The 23724-nt window shown below is 67.6% G+C and carries 24 protein-coding genes; 17 read left to right on the top strand and 7 right to left on the bottom strand.

The window, feature by feature from the left end; translation table 11 throughout:
- Positions 1-109: 109 nt before the first annotated feature.
- Positions 110-1933, bottom strand: a complete 1824-nt coding sequence (locus tag SMN802W_RS0109690) for an ABCB family ABC transporter ATP-binding protein/permease (RefSeq protein WP_019516710.1) — start codon at positions 1931-1933, stop codon at positions 110-112.
- Positions 1934-2088: 155 nt separating this feature from the next.
- Between SMN802W_RS0109690 and SMN802W_RS0109685 the strand changes: the two genes are divergently transcribed.
- Positions 2089-2322 (top strand): hypothetical protein, encoded by a 234-nt coding sequence (locus SMN802W_RS0109685; protein WP_019516709.1) that lies wholly within the window; start codon positions 2089-2091, stop codon positions 2320-2322.
- A gap of 102 nt (positions 2323-2424) precedes the next feature.
- On the opposite strand, the gene ubiG is transcribed toward SMN802W_RS0109685, so the two are convergent.
- Positions 2425-3297, bottom strand: a complete 873-nt coding sequence (ubiG, locus tag SMN802W_RS16810; RefSeq protein WP_156818813.1) for a bifunctional 2-polyprenyl-6-hydroxyphenol methylase/3-demethylubiquinol 3-O-methyltransferase UbiG — start codon at positions 3295-3297, stop codon at positions 2425-2427.
- Between the two features lie 53 nt (positions 3298-3350).
- Between ubiG and SMN802W_RS0109675 the strand changes: the two genes are divergently transcribed.
- On the top strand, positions 3351-4619 hold the full coding sequence (locus SMN802W_RS0109675) for an aspartate kinase (RefSeq protein WP_019516707.1): 1269 nt from the start codon (positions 3351-3353) through the stop codon (positions 4617-4619).
- Between the two features lie 148 nt (positions 4620-4767).
- On the opposite strand, the gene SMN802W_RS0109670 is transcribed toward SMN802W_RS0109675, so the two are convergent.
- Positions 4768-5148: a lysozyme inhibitor LprI family protein gene (locus tag SMN802W_RS0109670; protein WP_019516706.1), complete on the bottom strand. Its 381-nt coding sequence runs from the start codon at positions 5146-5148 to the stop codon at positions 4768-4770.
- Positions 5145-5561 (bottom strand): secondary thiamine-phosphate synthase enzyme YjbQ, encoded by a 417-nt coding sequence (locus tag SMN802W_RS0109665; protein WP_019516705.1) that lies wholly within the window; start codon positions 5559-5561, stop codon positions 5145-5147. The genes SMN802W_RS0109670 and SMN802W_RS0109665 overlap by 4 nt, the downstream gene beginning before the upstream one ends.
- Before the next feature lie 37 nt (positions 5562-5598).
- Between SMN802W_RS0109665 and SMN802W_RS0109660 the strand changes: the two genes are divergently transcribed.
- The 8 genes from SMN802W_RS0109660 (at position 5599) to pal (ending at position 12328) form a co-directional block, all read left to right on the top strand.
- The gene (locus SMN802W_RS0109660) at positions 5599-6630 is read left to right on the top strand and encodes an NAD(P)H-dependent flavin oxidoreductase (protein ID WP_019516704.1); all 1032 of its coding nucleotides are present in this window, start codon (positions 5599-5601) and stop codon (positions 6628-6630) included.
- A 106-nt stretch (positions 6631-6736) separates the two neighbouring features.
- On the top strand, positions 6737-7537 hold the full coding sequence (locus SMN802W_RS16805; RefSeq protein WP_156818812.1) for a hypothetical protein: 801 nt from the start codon (positions 6737-6739) through the stop codon (positions 7535-7537).
- A gap of 62 nt (positions 7538-7599) precedes the next feature.
- Entirely contained in the window at positions 7600-8079 is a 480-nt protein-coding gene (locus SMN802W_RS0109650) for a YbgC/FadM family acyl-CoA thioesterase (protein ID WP_083925697.1), read from the top strand.
- Entirely contained in the window at positions 8076-8768 is a 693-nt protein-coding gene (gene tolQ / locus SMN802W_RS0109645) for a protein TolQ (RefSeq protein ID WP_019516701.1), read from the top strand. The genes SMN802W_RS0109650 and tolQ overlap by 4 nt, the downstream gene beginning before the upstream one ends.
- Before the next feature lie 9 nt (positions 8769-8777).
- Positions 8778-9209 (top strand): protein TolR, encoded by a 432-nt coding sequence (gene tolR / locus SMN802W_RS0109640; protein ID WP_026325966.1) that lies wholly within the window; start codon positions 8778-8780, stop codon positions 9207-9209.
- The gene (locus tag SMN802W_RS0109635; protein ID WP_019516699.1) at positions 9209-10303 is read left to right on the top strand and encodes a hypothetical protein; all 1095 of its coding nucleotides are present in this window, start codon (positions 9209-9211) and stop codon (positions 10301-10303) included. The genes tolR and SMN802W_RS0109635 overlap by 1 nt, the downstream gene beginning before the upstream one ends.
- Positions 10304-10383: 80 nt before the next feature.
- Positions 10384-11709, top strand: coding sequence for a Tol-Pal system beta propeller repeat protein TolB (gene tolB, locus SMN802W_RS0109630; protein ID WP_443208726.1), 1326 nt, complete (start codon positions 10384-10386; stop codon positions 11707-11709).
- Positions 11710-11797: 88 nt separating this feature from the next.
- On the top strand, positions 11798-12328 hold the full coding sequence (pal, locus tag SMN802W_RS0109625; RefSeq protein ID WP_019516697.1) for a peptidoglycan-associated lipoprotein Pal: 531 nt from the start codon (positions 11798-11800) through the stop codon (positions 12326-12328).
- Between the two features lie 94 nt (positions 12329-12422).
- Here pal and SMN802W_RS0109620 read toward each other — a convergent pair whose 3' ends face one another.
- Complete coding sequence (locus SMN802W_RS0109620; protein WP_019516696.1) at positions 12423-13184, bottom strand: oxygenase MpaB family protein; 762 nt, start codon at positions 13182-13184, stop codon at positions 12423-12425.
- Between the two features lie 85 nt (positions 13185-13269).
- Entirely contained in the window at positions 13270-13767 is a 498-nt protein-coding gene (locus SMN802W_RS0109615; RefSeq protein WP_037523824.1) for a MucR family transcriptional regulator, read from the bottom strand.
- Positions 13768-14055: 288 nt separating this feature from the next.
- Here SMN802W_RS0109615 and SMN802W_RS0109610 point away from each other — a divergent pair, with 288 nt between their 5' ends.
- From SMN802W_RS0109610 to SMN802W_RS0109580, 7 genes are all read left to right on the top strand, one after another.
- Positions 14056-15489 (top strand): amidohydrolase, encoded by a 1434-nt coding sequence (locus SMN802W_RS0109610; RefSeq protein WP_019516694.1) that lies wholly within the window; start codon positions 14056-14058, stop codon positions 15487-15489.
- Positions 15486-16790 carry an amidohydrolase family protein gene (locus SMN802W_RS0109605; RefSeq protein WP_019516693.1) on the top strand — a complete coding sequence of 435 codons (1305 nt, stop codon included), beginning with the start codon at positions 15486-15488 and terminating at the stop codon, positions 16788-16790. The genes SMN802W_RS0109610 and SMN802W_RS0109605 overlap by 4 nt, the downstream gene beginning before the upstream one ends.
- 306 nt (positions 16791-17096) lie before the next feature.
- A complete protein-coding gene (locus tag SMN802W_RS0109600) occupies positions 17097-18383 on the top strand; it encodes a glycoside hydrolase family 130 protein (RefSeq protein WP_026325964.1) in 1287 nt (428 codons plus the stop codon).
- Between the two features lie 122 nt (positions 18384-18505).
- Positions 18506-19663: a helix-turn-helix domain-containing protein gene (locus tag SMN802W_RS0109595; RefSeq protein ID WP_162140010.1), complete on the top strand. Its 1158-nt coding sequence runs from the start codon at positions 18506-18508 to the stop codon at positions 19661-19663.
- Between the two features lie 163 nt (positions 19664-19826).
- On the top strand, positions 19827-21761 hold the full coding sequence (locus SMN802W_RS0109590; RefSeq protein ID WP_019516690.1) for a heme lyase CcmF/NrfE family subunit: 1935 nt from the start codon (positions 19827-19829) through the stop codon (positions 21759-21761).
- Entirely contained in the window at positions 21758-22285 is a 528-nt protein-coding gene (locus tag SMN802W_RS0109585) for a DsbE family thiol:disulfide interchange protein (RefSeq protein ID WP_026325963.1), read from the top strand. Before SMN802W_RS0109590 ends, SMN802W_RS0109585 begins: the two co-directional genes overlap by 4 nt.
- 11 nt (positions 22286-22296) lie before the next feature.
- Positions 22297-22674: a cytochrome c-type biogenesis protein gene (locus SMN802W_RS0109580; RefSeq protein ID WP_051083571.1), complete on the top strand. Its 378-nt coding sequence runs from the start codon at positions 22297-22299 to the stop codon at positions 22672-22674.
- Positions 22675-22692: 18 nt separating this feature from the next.
- Here SMN802W_RS0109580 and SMN802W_RS0109575 read toward each other — a convergent pair whose 3' ends face one another.
- Positions 22693-23718: a histidine kinase dimerization/phosphoacceptor domain -containing protein gene (locus tag SMN802W_RS0109575; RefSeq protein ID WP_019516687.1), complete on the bottom strand. Its 1026-nt coding sequence runs from the start codon at positions 23716-23718 to the stop codon at positions 22693-22695.
- Positions 23719-23724: the final 6 nt, after the last annotated feature.

The raw sequence follows: 23724 nt of genomic DNA, 5'->3' as shown, positions 1-23724 counted from the left end.
ATGGTGCGCGTAATGCACCCACGAGGGGCGGGCATCAAGTGCGCGGCGAAACATGGCGTAACATTTAGGGCAGCGGGGCTGACGTGGTGCTGAACGGTGTAGCGCAAGTTCAGGCGGCTTCGGCTTCCGCCTCGGCTTCCTCGCGCTCGCTGGCCTGGCGTTCCCACATTTCGGCGTAGAGGCCGCCGCGGCGGAGCAACTCGGCGTGGGTGCCGCGCTCGACGATCTCGCCCGCTTCCAGCACGACGATCTGGTCGGCGTGGACGATCGTCGACAGCCGATGCGCGATGACGATGGTGGTGCGGCCGCGCTCGATCGCCTCCAGCGTGTCCATGATCTCGGCCTCGGTGCGGCTGTCGAGCGCGCTGGTCGCCTCGTCGAGGATCAAGATCGGCGGGTTCTTGAGCAGGGTGCGCGCGATCGCGACGCGTTGTTTCTCGCCGCCCGAGAGTTTCAGCCCGCGCTCACCGACGCGGGTGTCGTAGCCATCGGGCTGGCGTTCGATGAAGCCGGCGATCGCGGCGCCTTTCGCCGCACCCTCGATATCGGCGCGCGCCGCGCCTTCGCGACCGTAGGCGATGTTGTAGCCGATCGTGTCGTTGAACAGCACGGTGTCCTGCGGCACGATGCCGATCGCGGCGCGCAAGCTTGCCTGCGTGACGTGCGAAATGTCCTGCCCATCGATCGTGACCCGCCCGCCGGTCAGGTCGTAGAAGCGGTACATCAGCCGCGCGAGCGTCGACTTGCCTGCACCCGAAGGGCCGACGACCGCGACCGTGCTGCCGGGCGCGACATCTAGGTCGATGCCTTTCAGGATCGGCATGCCGTCGTCGTAGCCGAAGCGTACGCCCTCGAAGCGGACGTGGCCGCGCGCGACCGACAGCGGGCGGGCGCCGGCGGCGTCGGTGACCTCGGACGGGGTGTCGATCAGGTCGAACATCGCGGCCATGTCGATCACGCCCTGGCGGATGGTGCGATAGACCATGCCGAGCAGGTCGAGCGGGCGGAACAGCTGCGACAGGAGAGTGGAGACGAGCACGACATTGCCGGCGGTGAAGCGCCCCTGGCTCCACCCCCAGGCGACGTACGCCATGCCGCCGCCGAGCATCAGGTTGGTGATGAGCGCCTGACCGACGTTCAGCCAGGCGAGGCTGTTCTCCGACTTGACCGCGGCATCGGCGTAGGAGCGCATCGCGGCGTCGTAGCGGCGTGCCTCGCGCTCCTCCGCACCGAAATATTTGACCGTCTCGAAGTTCAAGAGCGAATCTACCGCGTGCGCGACCGCGCCGGTATCGAGATCGTTCATCCGCTCGCGCAAGGATGAGCGCCAGTCAGTGACGATGCGGGTGAACCAAATATAGGCGACGACCATCACCAGCGTCGCGGCGACGAGCGGCCAGCCGAACTTCACCCAGAAGATGCCGACGACAAGCGCCAGTTCGAGGATCGTCGGCGCGATGTTGAACAGGAGGAAGTAGAGCATCGTGTCGATGCTCTTGGTCCCGCGCTCGACCACCTTGGTGACCGCGCCGGTGCGGCGTTCGAGGTGGAAGCGCAGCGACAATTGGTGGAGGTGGCGGAACACGCGCGCGGCCAGGCGTCGAGTCGCTTCCTGCCCGACGCGCTCGAACACGGTGTTGCGTAAGTTGTCGAACAGCGTGGAGCCGAAGCGCGCCGCGGCGTAGCCGAGGATCAGCAGCACGACGAGAGAGACGGGCGTGCGGGCGACCCCCATGCCGTCGATCGCGCCCTGTAGTGCGAAGGGCGCGCCGTAGACCTGCACAAGCTTCGACAGGATGACGAGCACGAGCGCGCCCGCGACGCGCAGCTTCATGCCGGGCGCATCGCTGGGCCAAAGATCGGGCAGGAAGCGCCGGATGGTTGGGAGCAGCGGGCGATCGGCACCCGGTGCGATGGATGTTTGCGGCGGCATTGACGCCGATGTCGTGCGCGCGGGTGCCCGCGTCAATGCGCGCGCTCTGATGGAGCAGGTCGGTCCGGAACGGCGTAGATCGGCGCGTTTGTCAATAGCTGGTGTGGAACCTGGCAGCTACCTTCACGTTTTGAATGACATAAGGGAGGCCGAAGATGGAAGCTGTCTTCTTCGTCATGGCGATCATGGGCTGCGGTGACGCGAACACCGCCTGCACCGAAGTCCGAGTCGACCCGGTTCGTTACAGCACGGTGCAGCAATGTCAGGCGGCGCTGCCCGCAGCGCTGGCACGTAACAACGATCTGTCGTTCCCGGTCATCAGCGGAACGTGCCGCTCGAATGCGCCGCAGTGGGCGAAATCGTCTACGAAGGCTGCAATACGCGGGTAATCGACGCGAGCTTATCGTTTCAAGGCTACTGAAGTATAGCCTGACAGTTTAGCTTAGTGCATCATGACGGCCAAGCCACTCTACTTCACCCAAATCTTGCGTTCACTCGACTGTCTGCTGGAGGTCAGTCGCTTGAACGGCCGGCGGCGTTAGCGTCGCGGAATTTGGAAGGGTGACGATCGCGCCGCTGGCGTTCGTTGAATCGGACTTGCGACGCGCAGTGAGGAAATAGTCGAGCGTCGTCGACTCGCCTAGCGCGAAGCCCTTTGCCGATAGCGTCAGACCGGTGGTGTCGATCACGTCCAGCCCGGCGTCGCGGATCAGCGTGGTGAGTTCGTCAGGGGTGAGAAACTTGTCCCAATCGTGCGTGCCGCGCGGGATGACGCCGGTGCGCTCCGCCGCCTCGATCAGCGCGAGGCGGGTCAGCCACGTGCGGTTGGGCGTCGACATGACAAGCAGACCGCCGGTCGCGACCGCGTCGGCGAGGCCGCGGACGAAGCTGGCTGGGTCGGAGACGTGCTCGACCACCTCCATCGAGGTGACGAGGTCGAAGCGTTCGCCCGCCGCCGCCTCGACGCCGCCGACGCGGTAGTCGATCGCGAGCCCGCGGCGCGAGGCATGGTCGCGCGCGACCGAGATGCTTTCGCCCGCCGCGTCGATCGCGGTGACGTGCGCGCCTAGCCGCGCGAGCGGTTCGGCGAGGAGCCCGGCGCCGCAGCCGACGTCGAGCACGCGGCGCCCGCGTAAGGGCGCGAAGCTGCGGTCATCCAGGTCCCAGTGGCTGTCGACGCGCTGGCGAATGTAGCCGAGCCGGACGGGATTGAGGCGGTGAAGCATCGCCGACGAGCCCTTCGGGTCCCACCATTCCACCGCCATGCGCCCGAAATGCGCCGCCTCGCGATCGATCACCGATGCGTGCGCCTCCGATCTTTGGGGAGGGGAAGTGGTTGCGGTTGTTACGGTTGCGGTCGTCATGTGCCGATCCTATCAGGACCGCCCTCTTACCCCAAGGCGTTTGGACCAGCGGCATGGCGCGCATCGTGATGAAGTTCGGCGGCACCTCGATGGCAGGCATCGAGCGCATCCGTTCGGTCGCCGCGCGCGTGAAACGCGAGGTCGAGGCGGGCAACGAGGTGGCGGTGGTCGTCTCCGCGATGGCGGGGGAGACCGATCGGCTGGTGGGGTTCTGCCGGGAGGCGTCGCCGCTGTACGATCCGCGCGAATATGACGTGGTGGTCGCCTCGGGCGAGCAGGTGACGAGCGGGCTGCTCGCGATTGCGTTGCAGGCTATGGGCGTCAAGGCACGGTCGTGGCTGGGATGGCAATTGCCGATCAACACCGATCAGGCGTTCGCCAAGGCGCGGATCGGCGGTATCGATACCGAGGCGCTGAACGCCAGCCTGTCGGCGGGCGAGGTCGCGGTGATCCCGGGGTTTCAGGGCGTCAGCGAGGACGGGCGGATCACGACGCTGGGGCGTGGCGGGTCGGATACCTCCGCGGTCGCGATCGCGGCGGCGATGAAGGCGGACCGGTGCGACATCTACACCGACGTGGACGGCGTCTATACGACCGACCCGCGCATCGTGCCGCGCGCGCGCAAGTTACGCCAGGTGACGTACGAGGAGATGCTGGAGCTGGCGAGCGTCGGGGCGAAGGTGTTGCAGACGCGCTCGGTCGGGCTCGCGATGAAGGAACAGGTGCGCGTGCAGGTGCTGTCGTCGCTGACCGGTGACGACGCACCCGCGGCGGATACATTGCCCGGCACGATGATCGTGGGCGAAGAGGAGATCGAAGACGTGGAACGCCAGCTCATCACCGGCATCGCGCACGACAAGAACGAGGCCAAGATCACGCTGACGGGCGTGCCCGACACGCCCGGCTCGGTTGCGGCGATCTTTGCGCCTTTGTCCGCGGCGAACATCAACGTCGACATGATCATCCAGAATATCGCGCACCGCAGCAGTGGGTCGGCGAGCGCGACTGACGTGACCTTCACGGTGCCGTCGTCCGATCTGCCGCGATCGATCGAGGCGCTTAACCAGGCGCGGGCCGAGATCGGGTTCGGCGAGCTGATCCACGACACGCGCGTGGCGAAGATCAGCGTCGTCGGTGTCGGCATGCGCAGCCACGCGGGCGTTGCGTCGACGATGTTCGAGACGCTGGGCGCGCGCGGGATCAACATCCTCGCGATCTCGACCAGCGAGATCAAGGTCAGCGTGCTGATCCACGAGGACGAAACCGAACTGGCGGTGCGCGTGCTGCACACCGCCTATGGGCTGGACGCCGAGGCGGCGTAACCTTCGCTCTCTGGCTCGCGTCGGCAGGGCAGATGTACTGCTGACCAACGCGCGACGATTGATGGTCGCGCGTCACTGGAGCCTGCCATCTGTCGCGGGGACCGCGCGATGCGGTGCCGCTGCCGTCGCATACCGACTGACCGCTGCCTCAGTCGTCGATCGAGAGCACGCGCAGCTGCTTTTCCAGCGCCAGCGCGCGGTCGCGGACCATCGCAGTGGAGTCCGCGGCCTGCATCGGTGCGTACATCGTGCCGATGCGCGTCGCGTACACTGCCGATCGCGCGTTGGCGTCGGCGTCGCGAAAAACGAGCCACGCGCGCTGCGCGATGCGCAGCCGGGCCGCCGCAGGCGCGGGCAGGCGGCGCAGCAGTGCTGCGTAGACGCGGTTCATGCGCGCGTCATAGCGGCGGCGGGCGGCGTCCTCGCACATCAACTGCCCCGCGGTGGAGGGATCGGCGGCAACGCAGCGGGTGAGTTCGTGCGCGGTCGTATCGGCGAACGCCGCCGCTCCGGCGAGCAGCGCGGTCACTCCCCGATGACGTGGAGCGCGATGCGGCGGCGATGCGGCGCGGCGCGGTGTTCGAAGAGGTAGATGCCTTGCCAGGTGCCTAGCACGGGTGCGCCGTGGGCGATGGGGATCGATAGCGACACGTCCGTCAGCGCAGTGCGCAGGTGGGCGGGCATGTCGTCGGGGCCTTCGTCATCGTGTTCGTAGTCGTGCGATTCCGGTGCGACCTTCGCGAAATAGCGCTGGATGTCGCGCCGGACGGCGGGGGCTGCGTTCTCGTTGATGAGGAGCGAGGCGGAGGTGTGGCGGCAGAACACCGTCAGCAGCCCGGTCGTGATCGCCTGGTCACCCAGCCAGCGCGTGACCTGATCGGTGACCTCGACCAGGCCCTGTCCGCGCGTGTCGATCGTCAGTTCGCCCGATGCCTGCTTCATGCTTTCTCCGCTGGTCTGCGCGCGCTAGGGACGCTTGATGAACGATGTGAACACCACCGGCGCCGATCGCCTGTCCCGACGCATGGAACGCGGATGCGCCTTTCTCGGGTCCGAGATGGCGATCATGGCGGGGGCGATGTCGTGGGTGTCGGAGCGCAACCTCGTGGCCGCCATGTCGAACGCGGGTGGGTTCGGGCTGATCGCGTGCGGCGCGATGAAGCCGGCGCTGCTCGACGCCGAGATCGCGGCGACGAAGGCGCTGACCGTTCGGCCGTTCGGGGTCAATCTGATCACGATGCATCCGCAGCTCGACGAGTTGATCGCGGTGTGCGCGCGGCACAGCGTGGGTCACGTCGTGCTGGCGGGCGGGTTGCCGCCGAAGGGCGCGCTGGAGGCGATCAAGGCTTCAGGCGCGAAGGTGATCTGCTTCGCGCCGACGCTGGCGCTGGCGAAGAAGCTGATCCGGTCGGGCGTCGACGCGCTGGTGATCGAGGGAATGGAGGCAGGCGGGCATATCGGCCCGGTCTCCACCAGCGTGCTGGCGCAGGAAATGCTGCCCGATATTGCGGACAAGGTGCCGGTGTTCGTCGCGGGCGGGATCGGGCGCGGCGAGGCGATCGCGGGCTATCTCGACATGGGGGCGGCCGGGGTGCAGCTCGGCACGCGGTTCGTCTGCGCGACCGAGTGCGTCGCGCATCCGAACTTCAAGCGCGCGTTCATCCGTGCCTCGGCGCGCGATGCGGTCGCGAGTGTGCAGATCGATCCGCGGTTGCCGGTCATCCCGGTGCGCGCGCTCAAGAATGCAGGCGGAGAGCTGTTCACCGCCAAGCAGCGCGAGGTGGCGCAGCGGCTGGACGAGAGCGCGGTCGCGATGGTCGAGGCGCAGCTGGAGATCGAGCATTATTGGGCGGGGGCGCTGCGCCGCGCGGTGATCGACGGCGATGTCGAGCACGGCAGCGTCATGGCGGGCCAGTCGGTGGGCATGGTGACCAAGGAAGAGCCGATCGCCGACATCATCGCGCAGTTGATGGCGCAAGCGGCGGACGCGCTGCGCGCGCGGGCGGCATAAGCAACGGCGGGCGTGTCAGCGCAGCCACGGCTCGCCGCATGATTACCGCGCGTTAACCAATCGCCTTGTAAGAACGGGTTCTGCCGGGGGGCCGGAAGGATTCGTGATGCGTAGGTTGCCGCTCCACAAGATCGTCGTCGTCAGCACGCTCGCGCTGGTCGCGGGATGCGCGAAGGTCGCACCGCCGCCGGTGGTGGCGACGTTGCCGCCTGCACCGGTGGTCGTGCAGCCGCAGATGCCGAAGGGCGGGCGTCCCGGCATGGTGATCCCGATCCGACTGGCCGACGGCAGCTATGCGACCCCGAACCGTGCGCTGACCGGCGCGGCGACCGTGTGGCACTTGCGAACCGCGCTGAACGTCGCGGCGCTCGCGTGCCGCGACACCGACGAGGCGCAGACCACGGCGGCGTACAACGCGATGCTGACCGCGCGGAAGTCGGTGCTGGCGAGTGCGGAGACGACGCTGTCGACGGAGTTCAAGGCACGCGGCGGCGACTGGCGCGACACTTATGATGACTCGATGACGCGGTTGTACAATTATTGGTCGCAGGATTTCGCGCGCGCCGGTTTCTGTGCGGCGGCGAAGCAGGCGCTGGCGGCAGCGCCCGGCGTGCCCGATGCGGAGTTCGCGAGCTTTGCGACGACGCAGCTTGCACTGCTCGACCAGCCGTTCACCGATTTCTTCCGCGCGTATGACGCGTGGCGCACGCAGGCGGCGCTGGTGCCGGTCGGTCCGCGTCCGCTTGCCGCACCAGTCGTCGCAGCCGCAGCGACCGTGCAGGCGGTGCCGAGGGCCGAGCCGCGCACGCAGATGGTGACGCAGGCGGTGCCCGCACGCGCCACCGCGACGCCGCTGGTCGCGAAGGACCTGCCGCGGCTGAACGTGGACGCATCGGCGCTCAATTAAGCACGGCTGACGCAACGCCGCGCGGGGTTCCGTTGCGGCGCGGTGTTGGTTAAAGCCTGCTGATGGCGAGTGGCGGACCATTGCCCGCGAGTGGAGGCTTCGAGGGCAGGGTGCACCTGTACCCGCTGCGCGTCTATTTCGAGGACACCGACCTGTCGGGTGTCGTCTACCATGCCAATTACCTGCGCTACATGGAGCGCGCGCGATCGGACATGCTGCGCGTCGCCGGCATCGACCAGCGCGCGCATTTCGATGAGGGCGGCGGCGTCTATGCAATCCACGATCTACAGATCCGCTACGCCGCGCCGGCGCGGCTGGACGATGCGCTTGTCGTAGAGTCCAGCATCGAGGCGGTGACGCCCGCGCGCGTCGTCATTCATCAGACAGTCAGGCGCGAGGCGGTCTTGTTGACGCGCGGCGTCGTCACCGCGGCGCTGGTCGGACCCGACGGTCGCCCGCGACGGCAACCGGCGGCGTGGCTCGAGCTGTTCCGCACGCTGACGCCTGTTAACGATATGAATATTGGGGAGCCCGTCACTTGAACCCGATCGTGAACACCGATGCGGCGACGCTGTCGCCGATCGCCCTGTTCCTCCAGGCCGACTGGGTGGTGAAGGGCGTGATGCTGGGGCTGTTGCTCGCCAGCATCTGGACCTGGGCCATCATCGTCATGTTCTGGCTGAAGGTCGGGCGGACCAGGAAGGCGACCGAGAAGTTCGAGCGCGATTTCTGGAAGGCGGAGGACATCGACGCTTTCTACAAATCGAACGGCAATGCCGACCTGCCCTCCGCGCGGGTGCTGGCGGCGGGCGTCGCCGAGTGGCGGCGATCGACGCAGGGGCAGGTGATCGACCGCGAAGGCACGCGCGACCGGCTGGCGACGACGATGGGCGCGGCGGTCGCGAAGGAGATCGACGAACTGTCCGACCGGCTGAACGTGCTGGCGACGGTCGGGTCGGTCGCGCCCTTCGTAGGGTTGTTCGGCACGGTGTGGGGCATCATGCGCAGCTTCACCTCGATCGCGAGCCAGCAGAACACCAGCCTTGCGGTGGTGGCACCCGGCATCGCCGAGGCGCTGTTCGCGACCGCGATCGGGCTGTTCGCCGCGATCCCGGCGGTGATCGCGTACAACCGGTTCAGCCACGGCATCAACCGGATCGAGGCGCGGTTGAACCGCTTCGCCGACGGGTTCCACGCGACCCTGTCGCGCCAGCTCGACCGCGAGCGCTGAGGCAGGCACATGGCGATGCATCTCCCTTCCGGGCGGAGCCGCGGGCGGCGCGCGCCGATGGCGGACATCAACGTGACGCCGCTGGTCGACGTGATGCTGGTGCTGCTGATCATCTTCATGGTGACGGCGCCATTGTTGACGGCGGGCGTGCCGGTGAATCTGCCCGACAGCCGCGCCAAGCCGCTCGACCAGGAAAAGCAGCCGACCGAGATCTCGCTGGACGCTGAGGGTCGCATCTTCATCGCGAAGGAGGAGATGTCGTTCGACACGCTGTCGGCGCGATTGGACGCGATCGCCGCCGCCGCGCAGGGTGGTGAGCCGCCGCAGGTATACCTGCGCGCCGACCGCAAGCTCGATTACGGGCAGGTGATGCGCGTAATGGGCGAGCTGAACCGCGCCGGCCTCAACCGCGTCGCGCTGGTGACGGTCGGGGAGGATTGATGGACCGCGCCGAGAAGGTCGGCCTGGGCGTTGCGATCGCAGGCCACGTCCTGCTGTTCGGCGCGATGTCGCTCGGCTTTCTCGACACGCCCAATCCGGTCAAGCTGAAGCAGACGCCGGTCGAGGTCAGCCTGGTGCCCGACGTCGCGCTGGAAGCAGCGGCCCCGGCAAGCAGCGAGGCACCGTCGCAGCGTGTGTCGCCGGAAGCGGGCGAGCCGGAGGATGCGGCGCCGCCCGCGGCCGAGCCGGAGCCCTTGCCCGAGCCGGCACCTGCGCCCGCACCCGCGCCAGAACCGAAGCCGGAACCCAAGCCAAAGCCGCAGCCCGCGCCCAAGCCGGCGCCGCCCAAGCCTGCACCGAAGCCGGAACCGGCGCCAAAGCCAAAGCCCGCGCCGAAGCCAAAGCCGGTTCCAAAGGCTGCGCCCAAGCCGAAGCCAAAGCCGCCGGTGCGCGAGGCGGCGGAGAAGGCGCCGGCCAAGTCGACCGCGAAGCCAGCGGCGAAGCCCGCGCCGGCCAAGCAGGCGAGTGCGAGCAAGTCGACGTCCAGCAAGTCGACGTCAAGCAAGGCAAGCACCGCGCCCTCAACTGCCAAGTCTTCGGGCAAGCCAGCCGCCAAGCCGGCGACGAAGCAGGGCAGTGGCGCGAGCGAGAAGGCGACCGCGTCACGTCCGCGCGGCGGGAGGCTGGGCGACGATTTCCTCAAAGGGCTGTCGGCCGAGCCGAGCAGGGCGAAGAGCAGCGATGCGCCGCCTTCGGCCGCGCGCGTCGACGGCGCTGCGCTCGCCGCGATCCAGCAGGCGATCGCGCGGCAGATCCAGCCGTGCGCCGATCGCCAAGTCGACCCAGGTCCCGGCGCGAACCAGATCGTGACGACGCTGAACCTGCGCCTCAACCGCGACGGCACGCTGTCGGCGACGCCCACGGTCGTGCGCCAGCGCGGCGTCGACGACGACAACCAGCGTTATGCACGGCGCGTGGTCGATCTGGGAATTGCCGCGTTCAAGGGGTGCTCGCCGCTGAAACTGCCGGCCGAATATTACGCCACCGCCAACGGGGGGTGGAGCAACATCAACTACAATTGGAAATTGCGGTGAGGATCAGCGCGCTTCTTCTCGTCTCGGCGCTCGCCGCCGGGATCGTCTCGGCCCCGGCGTGCGCGCAGGACGTGCCGCCGGTGACGCTCACGCCGCCGGCGGGGGCGCAGCCGCCACAAGCCGCGCCGGGCGCGACCCCGCCGCCGCTCGAGGTCGACGTGACCGGCGGCATTTCCGCGCCGATGCCGATCGCGATCCCGGCGATGCCGACGCCCGCGGTGACGAGCACGCCGGCAGGGTCGACCGATGCGCTGGGGCGGCAGCTGGCCGACATCATCGCCAATGACCTGCGCGGATCGGGGCTGTTCACGCCGATCCCGCCGGCGCAGTTGCGCACGGTCATGTTCCCCGAGGTCACCGCGCCCGCGTATGACTATTGGGGCGGGACGGGCGCGCAGGCGCTGGTGCAGGGCTATATCCGCGCCAACAACGACGGGTCGCTCGCGGTCGGATGCTATCTGTACGACGTGACCGCGCGCGCCGAGCTGGTGCGGCAGGGCTTCGTGGTGCCGCCGTCGCAGTGGCGCCGCGCGGCGCACAAATGCGCCGACGCGATCTATGCAAGGCTGACGGGCGAGGGGCCGTATTTCGACAGCCGCGTCGTCTACGTGTCCGAGACGGGTCCGAAGGGCAACCGGATCAAACGGCTGGCGATCATGGACCAGGACGGCGCCAACCACCGCTTCCTGACCGCGGGGTCGTCGATCGTGCTGACGCCGCGCTTCGCGCCCAACCAGCAGTCGATCGTCTACATGAGTTATGTCGGCAAGAACCCGGCGATCTACGTATACGACATCGGCACGGGCAAGCAGCGGCTGGTGGTGCAGAGTGCGGCAACGACGTTCGCGCCGCGCTTCTCGCCAGACGGCCGCTGGATTTTGTTCTCGCGCGCGGACGGCGGCAACACCGACATCTACCGCGTGTCGAGCGCAGGCGGGGGGACGCCCGAGCGGCTGACCAACTCGCCCGGGATCGACACCGGCGGCAGCTATTCGCCCGACGGCTCCAGAATCGTGTTCGAGAGCGATCGTTCGGGCGGGCAGCAGATCTACGTCATGAACGCGGACGGGTCGAACCAGCAGCGGATCAGCTTCGGCGGCGGTCGCTACGCGACGCCGGTGTGGAGCCCGCGCGGCGACCTGATCGCGTTCACCAAGCTGGCGGGATCGTTCCGCATCGGCGTGATGAGCCCGAACGGCTCGGGTGAGAAGTTGCTGACCGACGGCAACCAGGACGAGGGGCCGAGCTGGTCGCCGAACGGGCGCGTCATCACCTTCTTCCGCACCGGGAGCGGCAGCGGGGGCAAGGCGGACCTGTGGTCGGTCGACCTGACCGGGGTCAACGCGCGGCGTATCCCGACTCCGCTCGACGGGTCCGATCCGGCGTGGGGACCGCTTCAGCCGTAAGCGCTTGGGTCAACCAACAGCGCACATTACCACTGGGAGCATCTGCCCGACACGGGCATCCAGGGGATCATCACGGGAGTTGAAGAGCATGGCACGACTGACGACGACGATATTGCTGGCGACCGCATTGGTGGCGACGGCGGCGTGCTCCAAGAAGCGCCCCGCGGTGCTGCCGCCCGCCGCCGGCGAGGCGCCGCCGCCTGCGTACCAGGACCCGAACGGCGGGCTGAACGGCGGCGGCGCGGGCGCGGCGACGCCGGGGTCGGCGGCCGATTTCAAGCGCTCGGTGACAAGCGACACGGTGCTGTTCGCGCTCGACATGTACGACATCGACAGCGAAGCGCGCGCGATCCTCGACACGCAGGTGCAATGGCTGACGCGTTACCCCAACGTGCGCGTCACGATCGAGGGTCACGCCGACGAGCGCGGGACGCGTGAGTATAACCTGGCGCTTGGCGACCGGCGCGCCAATGCGGCGAAGAACTATCTGGCGGCGCGCGGCATCAGCCCGGCGCGGATTAGCGTCATCAGCTACGGCAAGGAACGCCCGGTTGCGCTCGGTTCGGACGAGGCGAGCTATGCGCGGAACCGCCGTGCGGTGACCGTGGTGGTGAGCTGAGGCTTGTTCGGGTCGGCTTAGCGGCCGATCCGAGCGATCGGGCGTGAAAGAACCTTCGTCATCCCGGATCAAGTCCGGGGTGACGGAACGAGGCTCAGGCTTTGAGCGCCCAGCGCAGAACGCTGCCCATGCTATTGGCACCAAGGCGGACCGCGGAGCGCGCATAGGTGGGTAGGCTGCGGCCGTGGAGCGCCTGTGCCCATGGCGGCAGCAGGTCGATCGCGGCGGCGACCGCGAGGTTCATGGCCGAGGTGGTCGCGCGGTCGTCGCCCGGTGCGAGCAGTGCCTGCGCTACCTCGCGCGTGCGGTGATCGGCGCGCAGGTCGGGGCGGATGCTGGCGAAGTAAGCGTCGATCGCTGCGCGGGAGCGCGGCACGTCGGTAGCGCCAAGTGCTTCGGCGACCGTGGCAGTTTCGGCGAGATAGCGGTCCTGGTCGATTGCGCTCATTCGTTGGTCGCGGTAGCGTAGATAGGCGCGCAGGAAGCTGTCGACTTCCGCGACATGGACCCAGGTGAGCAGAACGGGATCGTTGGCGGTGTAGCGCGTGCCATCGGGCATGACGCCGCCGATGCAGTCGTGGATGCGGCGAACCTGCGCGATCGCGGTGCGGGCCTGCTCGGTTGAGCCGAACGTGGTCGCGGCGATGAAACGTGCGGTGCGTTTCAGCCGTCCGTGGCGATCGTCGCGGAAGCCCGAATGGTCCCACACGCCCGCGAGCGCGGCGGGGTGGAGCATCTGCAATAACAGCGCGGATATGCCGCCGATCATCATGGCGGTGAAATCACCGTGAACGCGCCACGCCGCCGAGCTCGGGCCGAACAGCCCGTCGTCGCCGGGTGGTCGCGTCAGGTCCATCTCGCCCGAACCGACGAGCGCGCGTACTCGCGTGGCGAGTACGGCGCGGACGTCGGGGAAGGGCGAGCGGGTATCGGGCGCGGTGTCAGCCCTCGGCGCTGGCTGCAGCGGCCTTGCGGCCACGGCGCGGTGCAGGCGTCTCGGCTTCGGCGGCCTGCTCGGTCGACTTCTTCGCGCCGGCCTTGCGGCCGAGACCGATCTTCTTCGCCATGTCGCGGCGTGCTTCCGAATAGCTTTCGGCAACCATCGGATAGTCGGACTTCAGGCCATAGCGCTGGCGATACTCGTCCGGGGTCAAGCCCTGACCGGCGAGGTGACGACGCAAGGTCTTGTACGGCTTGCCGTCGATCAGCGAAATGATGTGGTCCTTCGACGCCAAGGACTTACGCACCGACACGGCGGGCGTATATTCGGCCTGCGGCTCCTCGCTGCTTTCGGGCGCTCCGGTGCCGGTCAGGTTGCTGACCGCATGGTGCATCTGCTGCAGGAAGGCAGGAACGTCTTCACTGGCGGCGCGGGTGTTGGGATTGGAGAGCCACGCGATGGTCAGCTCGGTTGCAAGCTCCACGGTGTTGTTGGTCATCGCGTCATCATTCACGTCTGCTGGCTCCTTGATTTCGTGAGCCCAAATAACATCGGGCATTCGATCGTCAACATGCCGACTTGTAAATTTCAACATAAACGAGACAAAGAATCTTTGTGACCTCACAATATTGGTGCGATCGGTGATCGGTGGCGCAAAGTATCGCGTGGGCGAGTTGTTCAATGCGCACGATCAGCGACGATCGCGTCATGGTTAGCGCTTGCACGCGCCTCGTGCGGGCGGCAGGATCGAGATGCAGAATAATTGCGCTGTGAACGGGGGCAGGGAATGAAGACGGGGCGCGCCGGACGGGCGCTGGGGATGACGGCGGCGCTCGCGCTGGTGCTGCCGGCGTGCACGCAGGCCGGAGCGCGGCCGCAGACAGCGTCGCGCGGTGACGCCAGCCGCAAGGCGCCGCCCAAGCCCTATTCGCGCGATCCGTTCCCCTCGACCTACCACGCCTATCCGGGTGTGCCGACGCTGGTCACCAACGTCACGGTGTTCGACGGCGAGGGCAACCGGATCGAGCGCGGACAGGTGCTGTTCGCCGATGGCAAGATCGTGAGCGTGGGGCAGAGCGTCTCCGCGCCCGCCGGCGTCACGACGATCGACGGTACGGGCAAGTTCGTGACGCCGGGCATCGTCGACATCCACAGCCATCTGGGCGACTACCCGAGCCCGCAGGTGCGCGCGCTTTCGGACGGGAACGAGGCGACCGCGCCGGTCACCGCCGACGTTTGGGCCGAGCACAGCGTATGGCCGCAGGACCCGGGGTTCAGCCGCGCGCTGGCAAACGGCGGCGTGACCACGCTGCAGATCCTGCCGGGATCCGCCAACCTGTTCGGCGGGCGATCGGTGGTGCTGAAGAACGTCTATGCGCGCACGACGCAGGGGATGAAGTTTCCCGGCGCACCCTACGGGTTGAAGATGGCGTGCGGCGAGAATCCGAAGCGCGTCTACGGTTCGAAGGGGCGCGAGCCGTCGACGCGGATGGGCAACATCGCGGTCGACCGCGCGACTTGGGCGAAGGCGGCGGCGTACAAGCGCAAATGGGACAAGTATGACGCCGACGGCGGCGACATGCCCGACCGCGACATCGCGATGGACACGCTGCGCGGTGTCTTGTCTGGCGAGATCCTAGTGCAGAACCACTGCTACCGCGCCGACGAGATGGCCAACGTGCTCGATATGGCAAAGGAGTTCGGTTACCACGTCGAGGCGTTCCATCACGCGGTCGAGGCGTACAAGATCGCCGACCTGCTCAAGGCCAACAACACCTGCGCCGCGGTGTGGGCCGACTGGTACGGGTTCAAGATGGAGAGCTACGACGGGATCGGCGAGAACCTTGCCATCCTCGAGAAGTCGGGCGCGTGCGGGATGATCCATTCCGACGACGAGAACGGTATCCAGCGATTGAACCAGGAAGTCGCCAAGGTGTTGTCGTCGGCCAGGCATGCCGGCATCGAGATCAGCAATGCGGCGGCGTGGAAGTGGCTGTCGCTCAACCCGGCGAAGTCGCTCCATATCGCGGACCGGACCGGCAGCCTGGTGGCGGGCAAGATGGCGGATGTGGTGCTGTGGAACGGCAATCCATTCAGCGTCTATACCCGGCCCGAGAAGGTGTGGATCGACGGCGCGCTGTTGTACGACGCGGACAATCTGCGGCTGCGGCCGGTGAGCGACTTCGAGTTGGGGCAGCCGGGTTCGGGAGACGTCAAGTGAAGCGCGCATTTCTCCTCTCCGCCGCTGCGTTGCTGTCGGTCCCCGCTGGCGCGCAGACGGTCGCCATCACCGGCGGCACGGTCGCGATCGGTGACGGCTCCGCGCCGATCGAAGGCGGGACCGTGGTGGTGCAGAACGGGCGCGTCGTCGCGGCCGGGCGCGGGGTCGCGGTGCCCGCGGGCGCGCAGGTGATCGACGCGACGGGCAAATGGGTCGCGCCAGGCTTCGTCGCGGGCTTCTCCAACATGGGGCTGGAGGATGCCGACGGGGTCGAGGAAAGCAATGACGTGACCGCGCGGCAGTCACCGTTCAACGCCGCGATCGACATCGCACCCGCGATCAACCCGGCGAGCGTGATCATTGCCAACGAGCGGCTGGGCGGCGTCACGCGCGCGATCGTCTCGCCGCGTTCGGCGGGGTCGATCTTCGCCGGCCAAGGCGCGGTGATCGGGCTGGGGGGCGACGCCGACACGGTGATCCGCCCGCGCGCGTTCCAATATGTCGAACTGGGCGAGGATGGCGGACGCCAGGCGGGCGGCAGTCGCCCGGCGGCCTATGCGGCGTTGCGCGACGCGTTCGCGCAGGCGCAGGATTATCGCCGCAGCCCGGCCACCTTCGACGGACGCGGACGCGATGCGCTGATCAAGCGCGGCGATGCGCAGGCGCTGGTGCAGGTGCTCGACGGACGCGTGCCTCTGCTGGTGCATGTCGAGCGCGCCAGCGACATCCGCTCGGTACTGGCGCTGAAGCGCGACTACCCGCAGGTGAAGCTGGTGCTGGTCGGGGTCGCGGAAGGGTGGATGGTCGCGCGCGAGATTGCGGCCGCGCGGGTGCCCGTGATCGCGCAGGCGCTGGCCGATCTGCCCGCCTCGTTCGAGCAGGTCGCGGCGACCGAGTCGAATGTCGGGCGCATGTCAGCGGCCGGGGTGACGGTCGCGCTCTCGACGCTCGGCTACAATGACGCGCCGGGCGAGCATGTCGTCAAGCAGTTCGCCGGCAATCTGGTCGCGATCACGCGGGTGCCGGGCGCGACCGGGCTCGACTGGGGTCATGCGCTGGCCAGCATCACCAGCGGGCCGGCGGCGGCGTTGGGGATGGACGGCGAGATCGGCTCGCTTCGCCCCGGACGGCGCGGCGACGTAGTGATGTGGGATGGCGATCCGCTGGAACTGTCGTCGAAGCCGGTCGCGATCTGGATCGACGGCAAGCCGCAGCCGATGCGGTCGCGCCAGACCGAGTTGCGCGACCGGTACCTGACGCCGACCGAGGGCGCGCTGCCCAAGGCGTACGAGCGGCGTTGAGGCTGGTGCCCACCCGCGCGAGCGGGCGGGATGTTGCCTGATCTGCATCAATTCTCTCCCGCGCGTGACGTTTTACGTCACCGCGGGAGCGGAATGCGCGCGCCGCCGTTCAGGCGGCAGCACGGGGCATAAAGCAGCCGCGCGGCGGAGGTTTTTTGCATGTCCCAGACGCTTGACCAGCAGGCACGATACCGGTCCGGCCAGCCCGAGGCGGCGGCGCCGGTGCAGGCGACGCTGTCGCCTGGTGAGCATGAAGCGGCGAGCGATCCGAACGGGAGCGCATCGCCGGGTCTGCATCCGACCGCGATGACAGCGGCGGATGTGTTCTCGACGCTCGAGTTGGAGTTAAAGCCCGATCCCTCGCGCACCGTCGTGCGGCCGTTCGGGTTCAGCTACCCGGCCGATTTCGCCGACGGGCGGACGCCGCGCGCGACCGCGGTCGCCGGGCGGCTGATGTCGCTTGCGCCGGACATGCGCGCGCGGATGCGCGACCTGTTGATGACGCCGATGTGCGAGCGCCACCGCAACGTGCAGCACACGTTCCTGCGGCGTTACGAGGATGTGAAGGCGGAGATCGGCGATCCGGCGCAGGACGAAACCGATCGGGTGCTGATCGGTGCGTATTTCAGCCAGGAATATGCGTTCGAATCGGCGGCGCTGTTCAATCCCAGCATGGTGGCGCTGCCCGAGCAGACCGACGCGAAGCCGGGTTCGGTGCGGTTTCTGATGTCGCTGCGCGGGATCGGCGAGGGACACATCTCCTCCGTCACGTTCCGCACCGGCGAGTGGGACGGCGACCGCGGACTGACGCTCGATCCGCCAAGCACGACCGGCATTCCGCCGCAGGTGTCGCCGCACGACGACGGCTGGGTGCGGCTGATCTGCGAGGACAGCCAGGACGTGTCGGAGACGGTGATCTTCCCGGTGCTGCCGAGCCAGCGGCAGGGGATTGAGGACGTGCGGCTGGTCAACTTCACCGACGACGACGGCACGCGCAGTATCCTCGGCACCTATACCGCATTCGACGGCAAGGATGCGCGGCAGGAGATGCTGCGCGGCGTCGATCTGCGCACAGTCGAGATGCGTCCGCTGACCGGGCGGATGACGGGCTACAAGGGGATGGCGTTGTTCCCGCGGCGGATCGACGGCGACTTCGTCATGCTGGGGCGACAGGACAATGAGAACATCTGGCTTCTCCGCTCCGACGATATGGACACGTGGGAAGACGGCGAAATCATCATGGGGCCGAAATATCCGTGGGAGTTCGTCCAGATGGGCAATTGCGGATCGCCGATCGAGATCGACGAGGGCTGGCTAGTGTTCACCCACGGCGTCGGCATGGTGCGTGGTTACTGCGTGGGCGCGTGCCTGCTCGACAAGGACAACCCGGCCAAGGTGCTGAAGCGCACGCCGTCACCCTTGCTGTTCCCCAGCGCCGAGCAGCGCGGCGGGTATGTGCCGAACGTCACCTACAGCTGCGGCGGGTTGCTGCATGGGCGGCAGGTGATGCTGCCCTATGCGATCGGGGACGAATATAGCGCGTTCGCGGTTGGCAGCGTGGATGACATATTGGCAGTGATGGAGCCGGCGTAGCGGCGCCGTCATAGCGGCGCACGTTGCGTTGGCGTGCGATGGCGAATGGCCGAGTGCGCCAAAATGTCGGCACGGCGCGCCAACGTGGCTGTATCGTCGCGGCGTCACGATCGTGGTGGGGAATGCTGATCCATGTTGATACGAGAGGTGGTTGCCTAGGTGGAAAAAGTGCAGCTAGGCTGTCCCAGCGGCAGTTTTGCGAGGCATCAGTGGCACAAACCATCACCACGTGGCGCATCCCCGCTGTCCTTTGGAAGGCGTTTCAGCGGCTTGGTTACGACGCCGGACCGCTTGTCGCTCGCGCCAATCTGCCCGACCACGTCCGGCATGATCCATCTTGTGAACTGACGACGGTGCAGACCTTTGCGCTGTGGCGCGCCCTCTCCGATCTGGCGCAGGATCCGTTGCTCGGTTTTAAGTTGATGAAGGCGGCGAGCAAGGTCGGTACCGACAGCACGTTCCTGGCGGCAAGTCGTGCGGCGACCTTTGACGACGCGCTGACGCTTTATCTTCAAACGCGTTCCCTGCACTCGCCTGCGCGGATCACGCGTGAGAACCAAGGTGAGGCGGTCTGCTTCACCAGGCATATTCCGGGCAGCATCGAGGACGAGCCGGACGTGGCGGTCGATTTCACGCTCGGCACGCTGCTGGCACTCGGTCGGGTGGGAACGGGAGTGGATGTAAAGGCTCATCAAGTTTTCCTAAAGAGGGAGCGCGCCACGTCGTCGTTCCACCAGGAGTTTTTTGGATGCCCTATCCACTACAAGTCACCGTGTAACGCGATCGCGTTCAAGACGGGTGACCTGCGCCGGCCGCTAATCTCACACGACGGCGAGACGTTGGCGTCGCTGAGCGCAGGCATCCGGACCGGTATAGAAGATCGACACGCCGCAGAGACGATCGAGCGGCTCGTCAAGGCGACGGTCAGGGAGCAATTGCCCAGAATGAGCGTCAGCTTGTCGTCGGTCGCGGCCGCGTTGGGGATGAGCGAGCGATCGCTGCAACGACGTCTTTCGCACGAGGAGCGCTCGTTCACCGCCGTGGTCACCGAGGTAAGGCAGGAGGTCGCGTCGGATCTGCTCGCCACGTCTTCGATGAAAGTGGCCGCGGTCGCGGCATTCGTGGGCTATGACGACGCGTCGTCGTTCCTGCGTGCCTTTCGCGCGTGGAAGGGCGTGACGCCGTCCGAATGGCGCAGGCGAACGATCGCGGAGCAGGGCGGTGGGCTTACCGAACGTGGTGCTGCCGCTTTTAATGCCCGCGATAACGTGCTGCGGTGATCCTCAATACCAGCCTTAGCGACGGCGCCGACGTGGGCGCGTGACAGGCCTCGCCTGACGCAAGCGACGACGATGATCGTGGAGCGGCAGGTGTGTCGACGCTGGTCCTTCGGAGAACGGCCGGGTAAGGCGCAGGCGACGTGAGCTTCGATCCTTTTTCCCGATGACGGCCGAACTCGGCCTTGCCGCCTTGTGGTTTGCCGCGACACTGGCGGTGTTGCAGATCGTGCTGTCCGCACTCGCGCTGACGCGTGGACGCGCCGATGTGACCGCAGCGACGCGGCCGGTGGCGATCGTGCAGGGGGCGCTGGTAGCGATCGCGATGGCGGCGCTGATCGCGTGTTTCCTTGCCTCCGACATGTCGGTCGCGCTGGTCGCGGCGAACAGCCATTCGGCGAAACCGTGGCTGTACAAGTTCGCGGGCGCGTGGGGGAACCACGAGGGCTCGATGCTCTTGTGGGTGACGATCCTGGGGCTGGCGGGGGCGGCGGTAGCGCAGTTCGAGCGCCGGCTGCCCGAGCGCACGCTGATCGCGACGCTGGGGGCGCAGGCGGCGATCGCTTTGGGATTCTACGCCTTCCTGCTGTTCGCCTCCAACCCGTTCGCGCGTGCCGATCCGGCGCCCGCCGATGGAGCGGGGTTGAACCCGTTGTTGCAGGACCCCGGCCTCGCGTTCCATCCGCCGACGCTCTACGCCGGCTATGTCGGCCTGTCGGTCGCGTTCTCGTTCGCGGTTGGTGCACTCATCACGCGCGATGTCGGGCCGGTGTTCGCGCGCGCGATGCGGCCGTGGGTGCTCGGCGCGTGGGTGTTCCTGACGCTGGGCATCACCGCGGGGTCGTACTGGGCCTATTACGAGCTCGGCTGGGGCGGGTGGTGGTTCTGGGACCCGACCGAGAATGCCAGCCTGATGCCGTGGCTGGCGGCGACCGCGTTGCTCCATTCGGTCAGCGTGCTGGCGACGCGCGATGGATTGCGCGCATGGACGATCATGCTGGCGGTGGTCGCGTTTTCGATGAGCATGATCGGCACGTTCCTGGTGCGGTCGGGCATCCTGACGAGCGTCCATGCCTTCGCGGTCGATCCGACGCGGGGGAGCTTCATCCTTGCCTTGCTGGTGATCTATATCGGCGGGGCGCTGGCGCTGTTCGGGGCGCGGGTCGGGACCGTCAGGCAGGGCAATTTGTTCGATCCGCTGAGCCGCGAAGGCGCGCTGGTGGTCAACAACCTGCTGTTGTCGGTGATCCTGGGCGTGGTGCTGATCGGGACGTTCTACCCGATCGTCGCGGGCGCGTTCGGCGTGCAATTGTCGGTCGGCGCGCCGTTCTTCGACAAGACGGCGGGTCCGCTTGCGCTGCTGCTCATCGCGGTGATGGCGGCGGGTCCGCTGATGCGGTGGCGGCGCGACGAGGCGGGCGCGGTGCTGGAGCGATTGCTGTGGCCGATCGGCGCGGCGCTGTTCGCGAGCGTCGGCGTATTCGTGCTGGGCGGATGGATCGGCGTGCTGCCGACCGCGGGGATCGGGCTTGCCGCGGGGCTGGCGGTGGCGAGCGTCGCGCCGCTGGCGAAGCGCAATCTGCGGCGCGTGCCATTGACGCTGTGGGGCATGGTGGTCGCGCATTTGGGTGTGGCGGTGAGCCTGGCGGGGATGGCGGCGTCGAGCGCGTTCACGACCGAGCGGCTGGCGGCGGTCTATGTTGGCGATCCGGTGCAGGTGGCGGGGTTCACGGTGACGCTGGACGGGGTGCGGCCGGTGATCGGTGACAATTGGACTGCGCTGGAGGCGAGATTGTCGGTGCGCGACGGCGACGACGCGGCGTTCGTGCTCCATCCGCAGGTGCGATATTTCACCACGCCGGTGACGACGACGAACGAGAGCGCGATTGCGACGCTGGCGGGCGGGCAGCTTTACACCGTGCTGGGCGCGCTGGGCGATGACGGGCGCTGGCAGTTGCGATTGTGGTGGAAGCCGTTCGTGACGCTGATCTGGCTGGGCGGCGCGATGATCGCGTCGGGCGGTGCCTTGTCGATCATCGGGCACCAGCGACGTGGGTGGATGAAGCGGCAGCGGCGTGCGGCGATGGAGTGGTGGGCGTGAAACGCTGGCTGGTGTGGCTGCCGTTGTGTGCGTTCGGCGTGATCGTCGCGGTGGTGATGTGGGGGCTCTACCTGCCCGCCGACCGCACGGTCCGGTCAGCGATGGTCGGAAAGCCGCTGCCCGCGTTCACATTGCCGCCGATCGTGGCGGGCAAGGCAGGATTGTCGGACAGGGACTTTCGACAGGGCAAGCCGCGGCTGCTCAACGTGTTCGCAAGCTGGTGCATCCCGTGCATCGCCGAGGCGCCGCAGCTAATGACGCTGAAAGCCGCAGGCGTGCCGATCGACGCGGTGGCGATCCGCGATCGGAGCGAAGCGGTCGGCGGCTTCCTGCGCCGCAACGGCGATCCCTACGTACGGATCGGCGATGATGCGACCAGCCGGCTGCAACTGGCGCTGGGCTCGTCGGGGGTGCCAGAGACATTCGTGATCGACGGCAAGGGCGTGATCCGGATGCAGCATGTCGGCGATATCCGCGTCGAGGATGTCGCGAAGTTGCAGCAGGCGCTGGCGGAGGCGGAGTGAAGCGGCTGGTTATGGCACTGGCGTTGCTGGCGACGCCGGCATTGGCACAGCGATTGCCCGCGGCGCTTGCCTATACGCAGCTCAGCGATCCGGCGCAGGAGGCGGAGGCGCGCGCGTTGATGGAGACGCTGCGCTGCGTCGTCTGTCAGGGGCAGTCGATCGCGGATTCGGACGCCGATATGGCGGGCGACATGCGTGCGCTGGTGCGGCAGCGGATCGCGGGTGGCGAGCGGCCCGAGGCGGTGCGACAATGGCTGATCGCGCGCTACGGCGATTATGTGACGTTCGATCCGCCGGTCGGGGGCAAGACGTGGCCGTTGTGGCTCGCGCCGATCGTGCTGCTAGGCATCGGTGCGCTAGTAGCACGGGCATCGTTCCGCCGCCGCTAGGCGGCCGGCCGCACCGGGCTAAATCGTTCCCGCTAGTGTCGCGCGCGTGCCACGGTGTGCCACATCATATTCGACGATCGTGTCGAGGCTCTGCGCCATCGCGCGGATCAGCTTGGTGCCGACGCCGGTGCCCTTCGGCGCGGCGTCACCGATACCAACGCCGTCATCCTCGACCGACAGGCGGAAGCGCTCGGTGCCGTCGCGGGCAAGCGCGACGCGGATTTCGCCACCGCCGCTCGGATAAGCGTATTTGCACGCGTTGCTGACCAGTTCGGTGACGATCACGCCAAGCGAGACGGCCCGATCGGTCGGCAGCCGGACAGGCTCGGCGACGAGCTTCAAGGCGCGCGGCGTGGCAGGAGTCGACCAGGTCGCGGTCAGTTCGTCGATCAGCGCGGTCAGATATTCGTGCATGTCGACGCTCTCAACCGCGTCGCCGGTGTAGAGGCGGCGGTGGACCTGCGCGATCGCGGTGATGCGGCGCTGCGTATCCTCAAGCGCGGCGCGCGCGGCGGGATCGGTCAGTGCGCTAGACTGCATCCGGACCATCGCCGAGACGAGCTGAAGCGAGTTGGCGACGCGATGGTTGACCTCGGCGAGCAGCGCCTCGAGCCGCGCGTTGCTGGCGCGTAGGTCTTCCTCGGCGCGAAATTTCTCCTGTTCAAGCAAGCCGCGTTCGATCACCTGCGCGAAGCTGGCGTCGAGCAGGTCGAAGAAGTCCTCGCCCGGCGTCTTTACGACGTAATCGGCCGCACCGCTGCGCAAGGCGGCGATCGCGACGCGGCTTTCCTCCGAGCCGGTGACGTAGACGACCGCGGGCGGCACCGGCAGCGCGCGCAGCCGCGCGAGTGTCTCGAGCCCGTCGATGCCGGGCATGTAGTGATCGACCGCGACCAGATCGAACGGCTCGCCCGCCGCCGCGGCGACGCCCGCCTCACCGCCGTCCGCCACCGTAACCGAATAGCCGCGCCGTTCGAGCGCGCGCGACACCAGCCGACGGATGCCGGCATCGTCATCGATGTAGAGGACGCGGCGCACGTTCACGCGTCC

It is taken from the genome of Sphingomonas sp. Mn802worker (assembly GCF_000382485.1).
Lineage (GTDB): Bacteria > Pseudomonadota > Alphaproteobacteria > Sphingomonadales > Sphingomonadaceae > Sphingomonas.
Note: the sequence above shows the minus strand (reverse complement) of the source record. Positions and strands in the feature narration are given on the sequence as shown.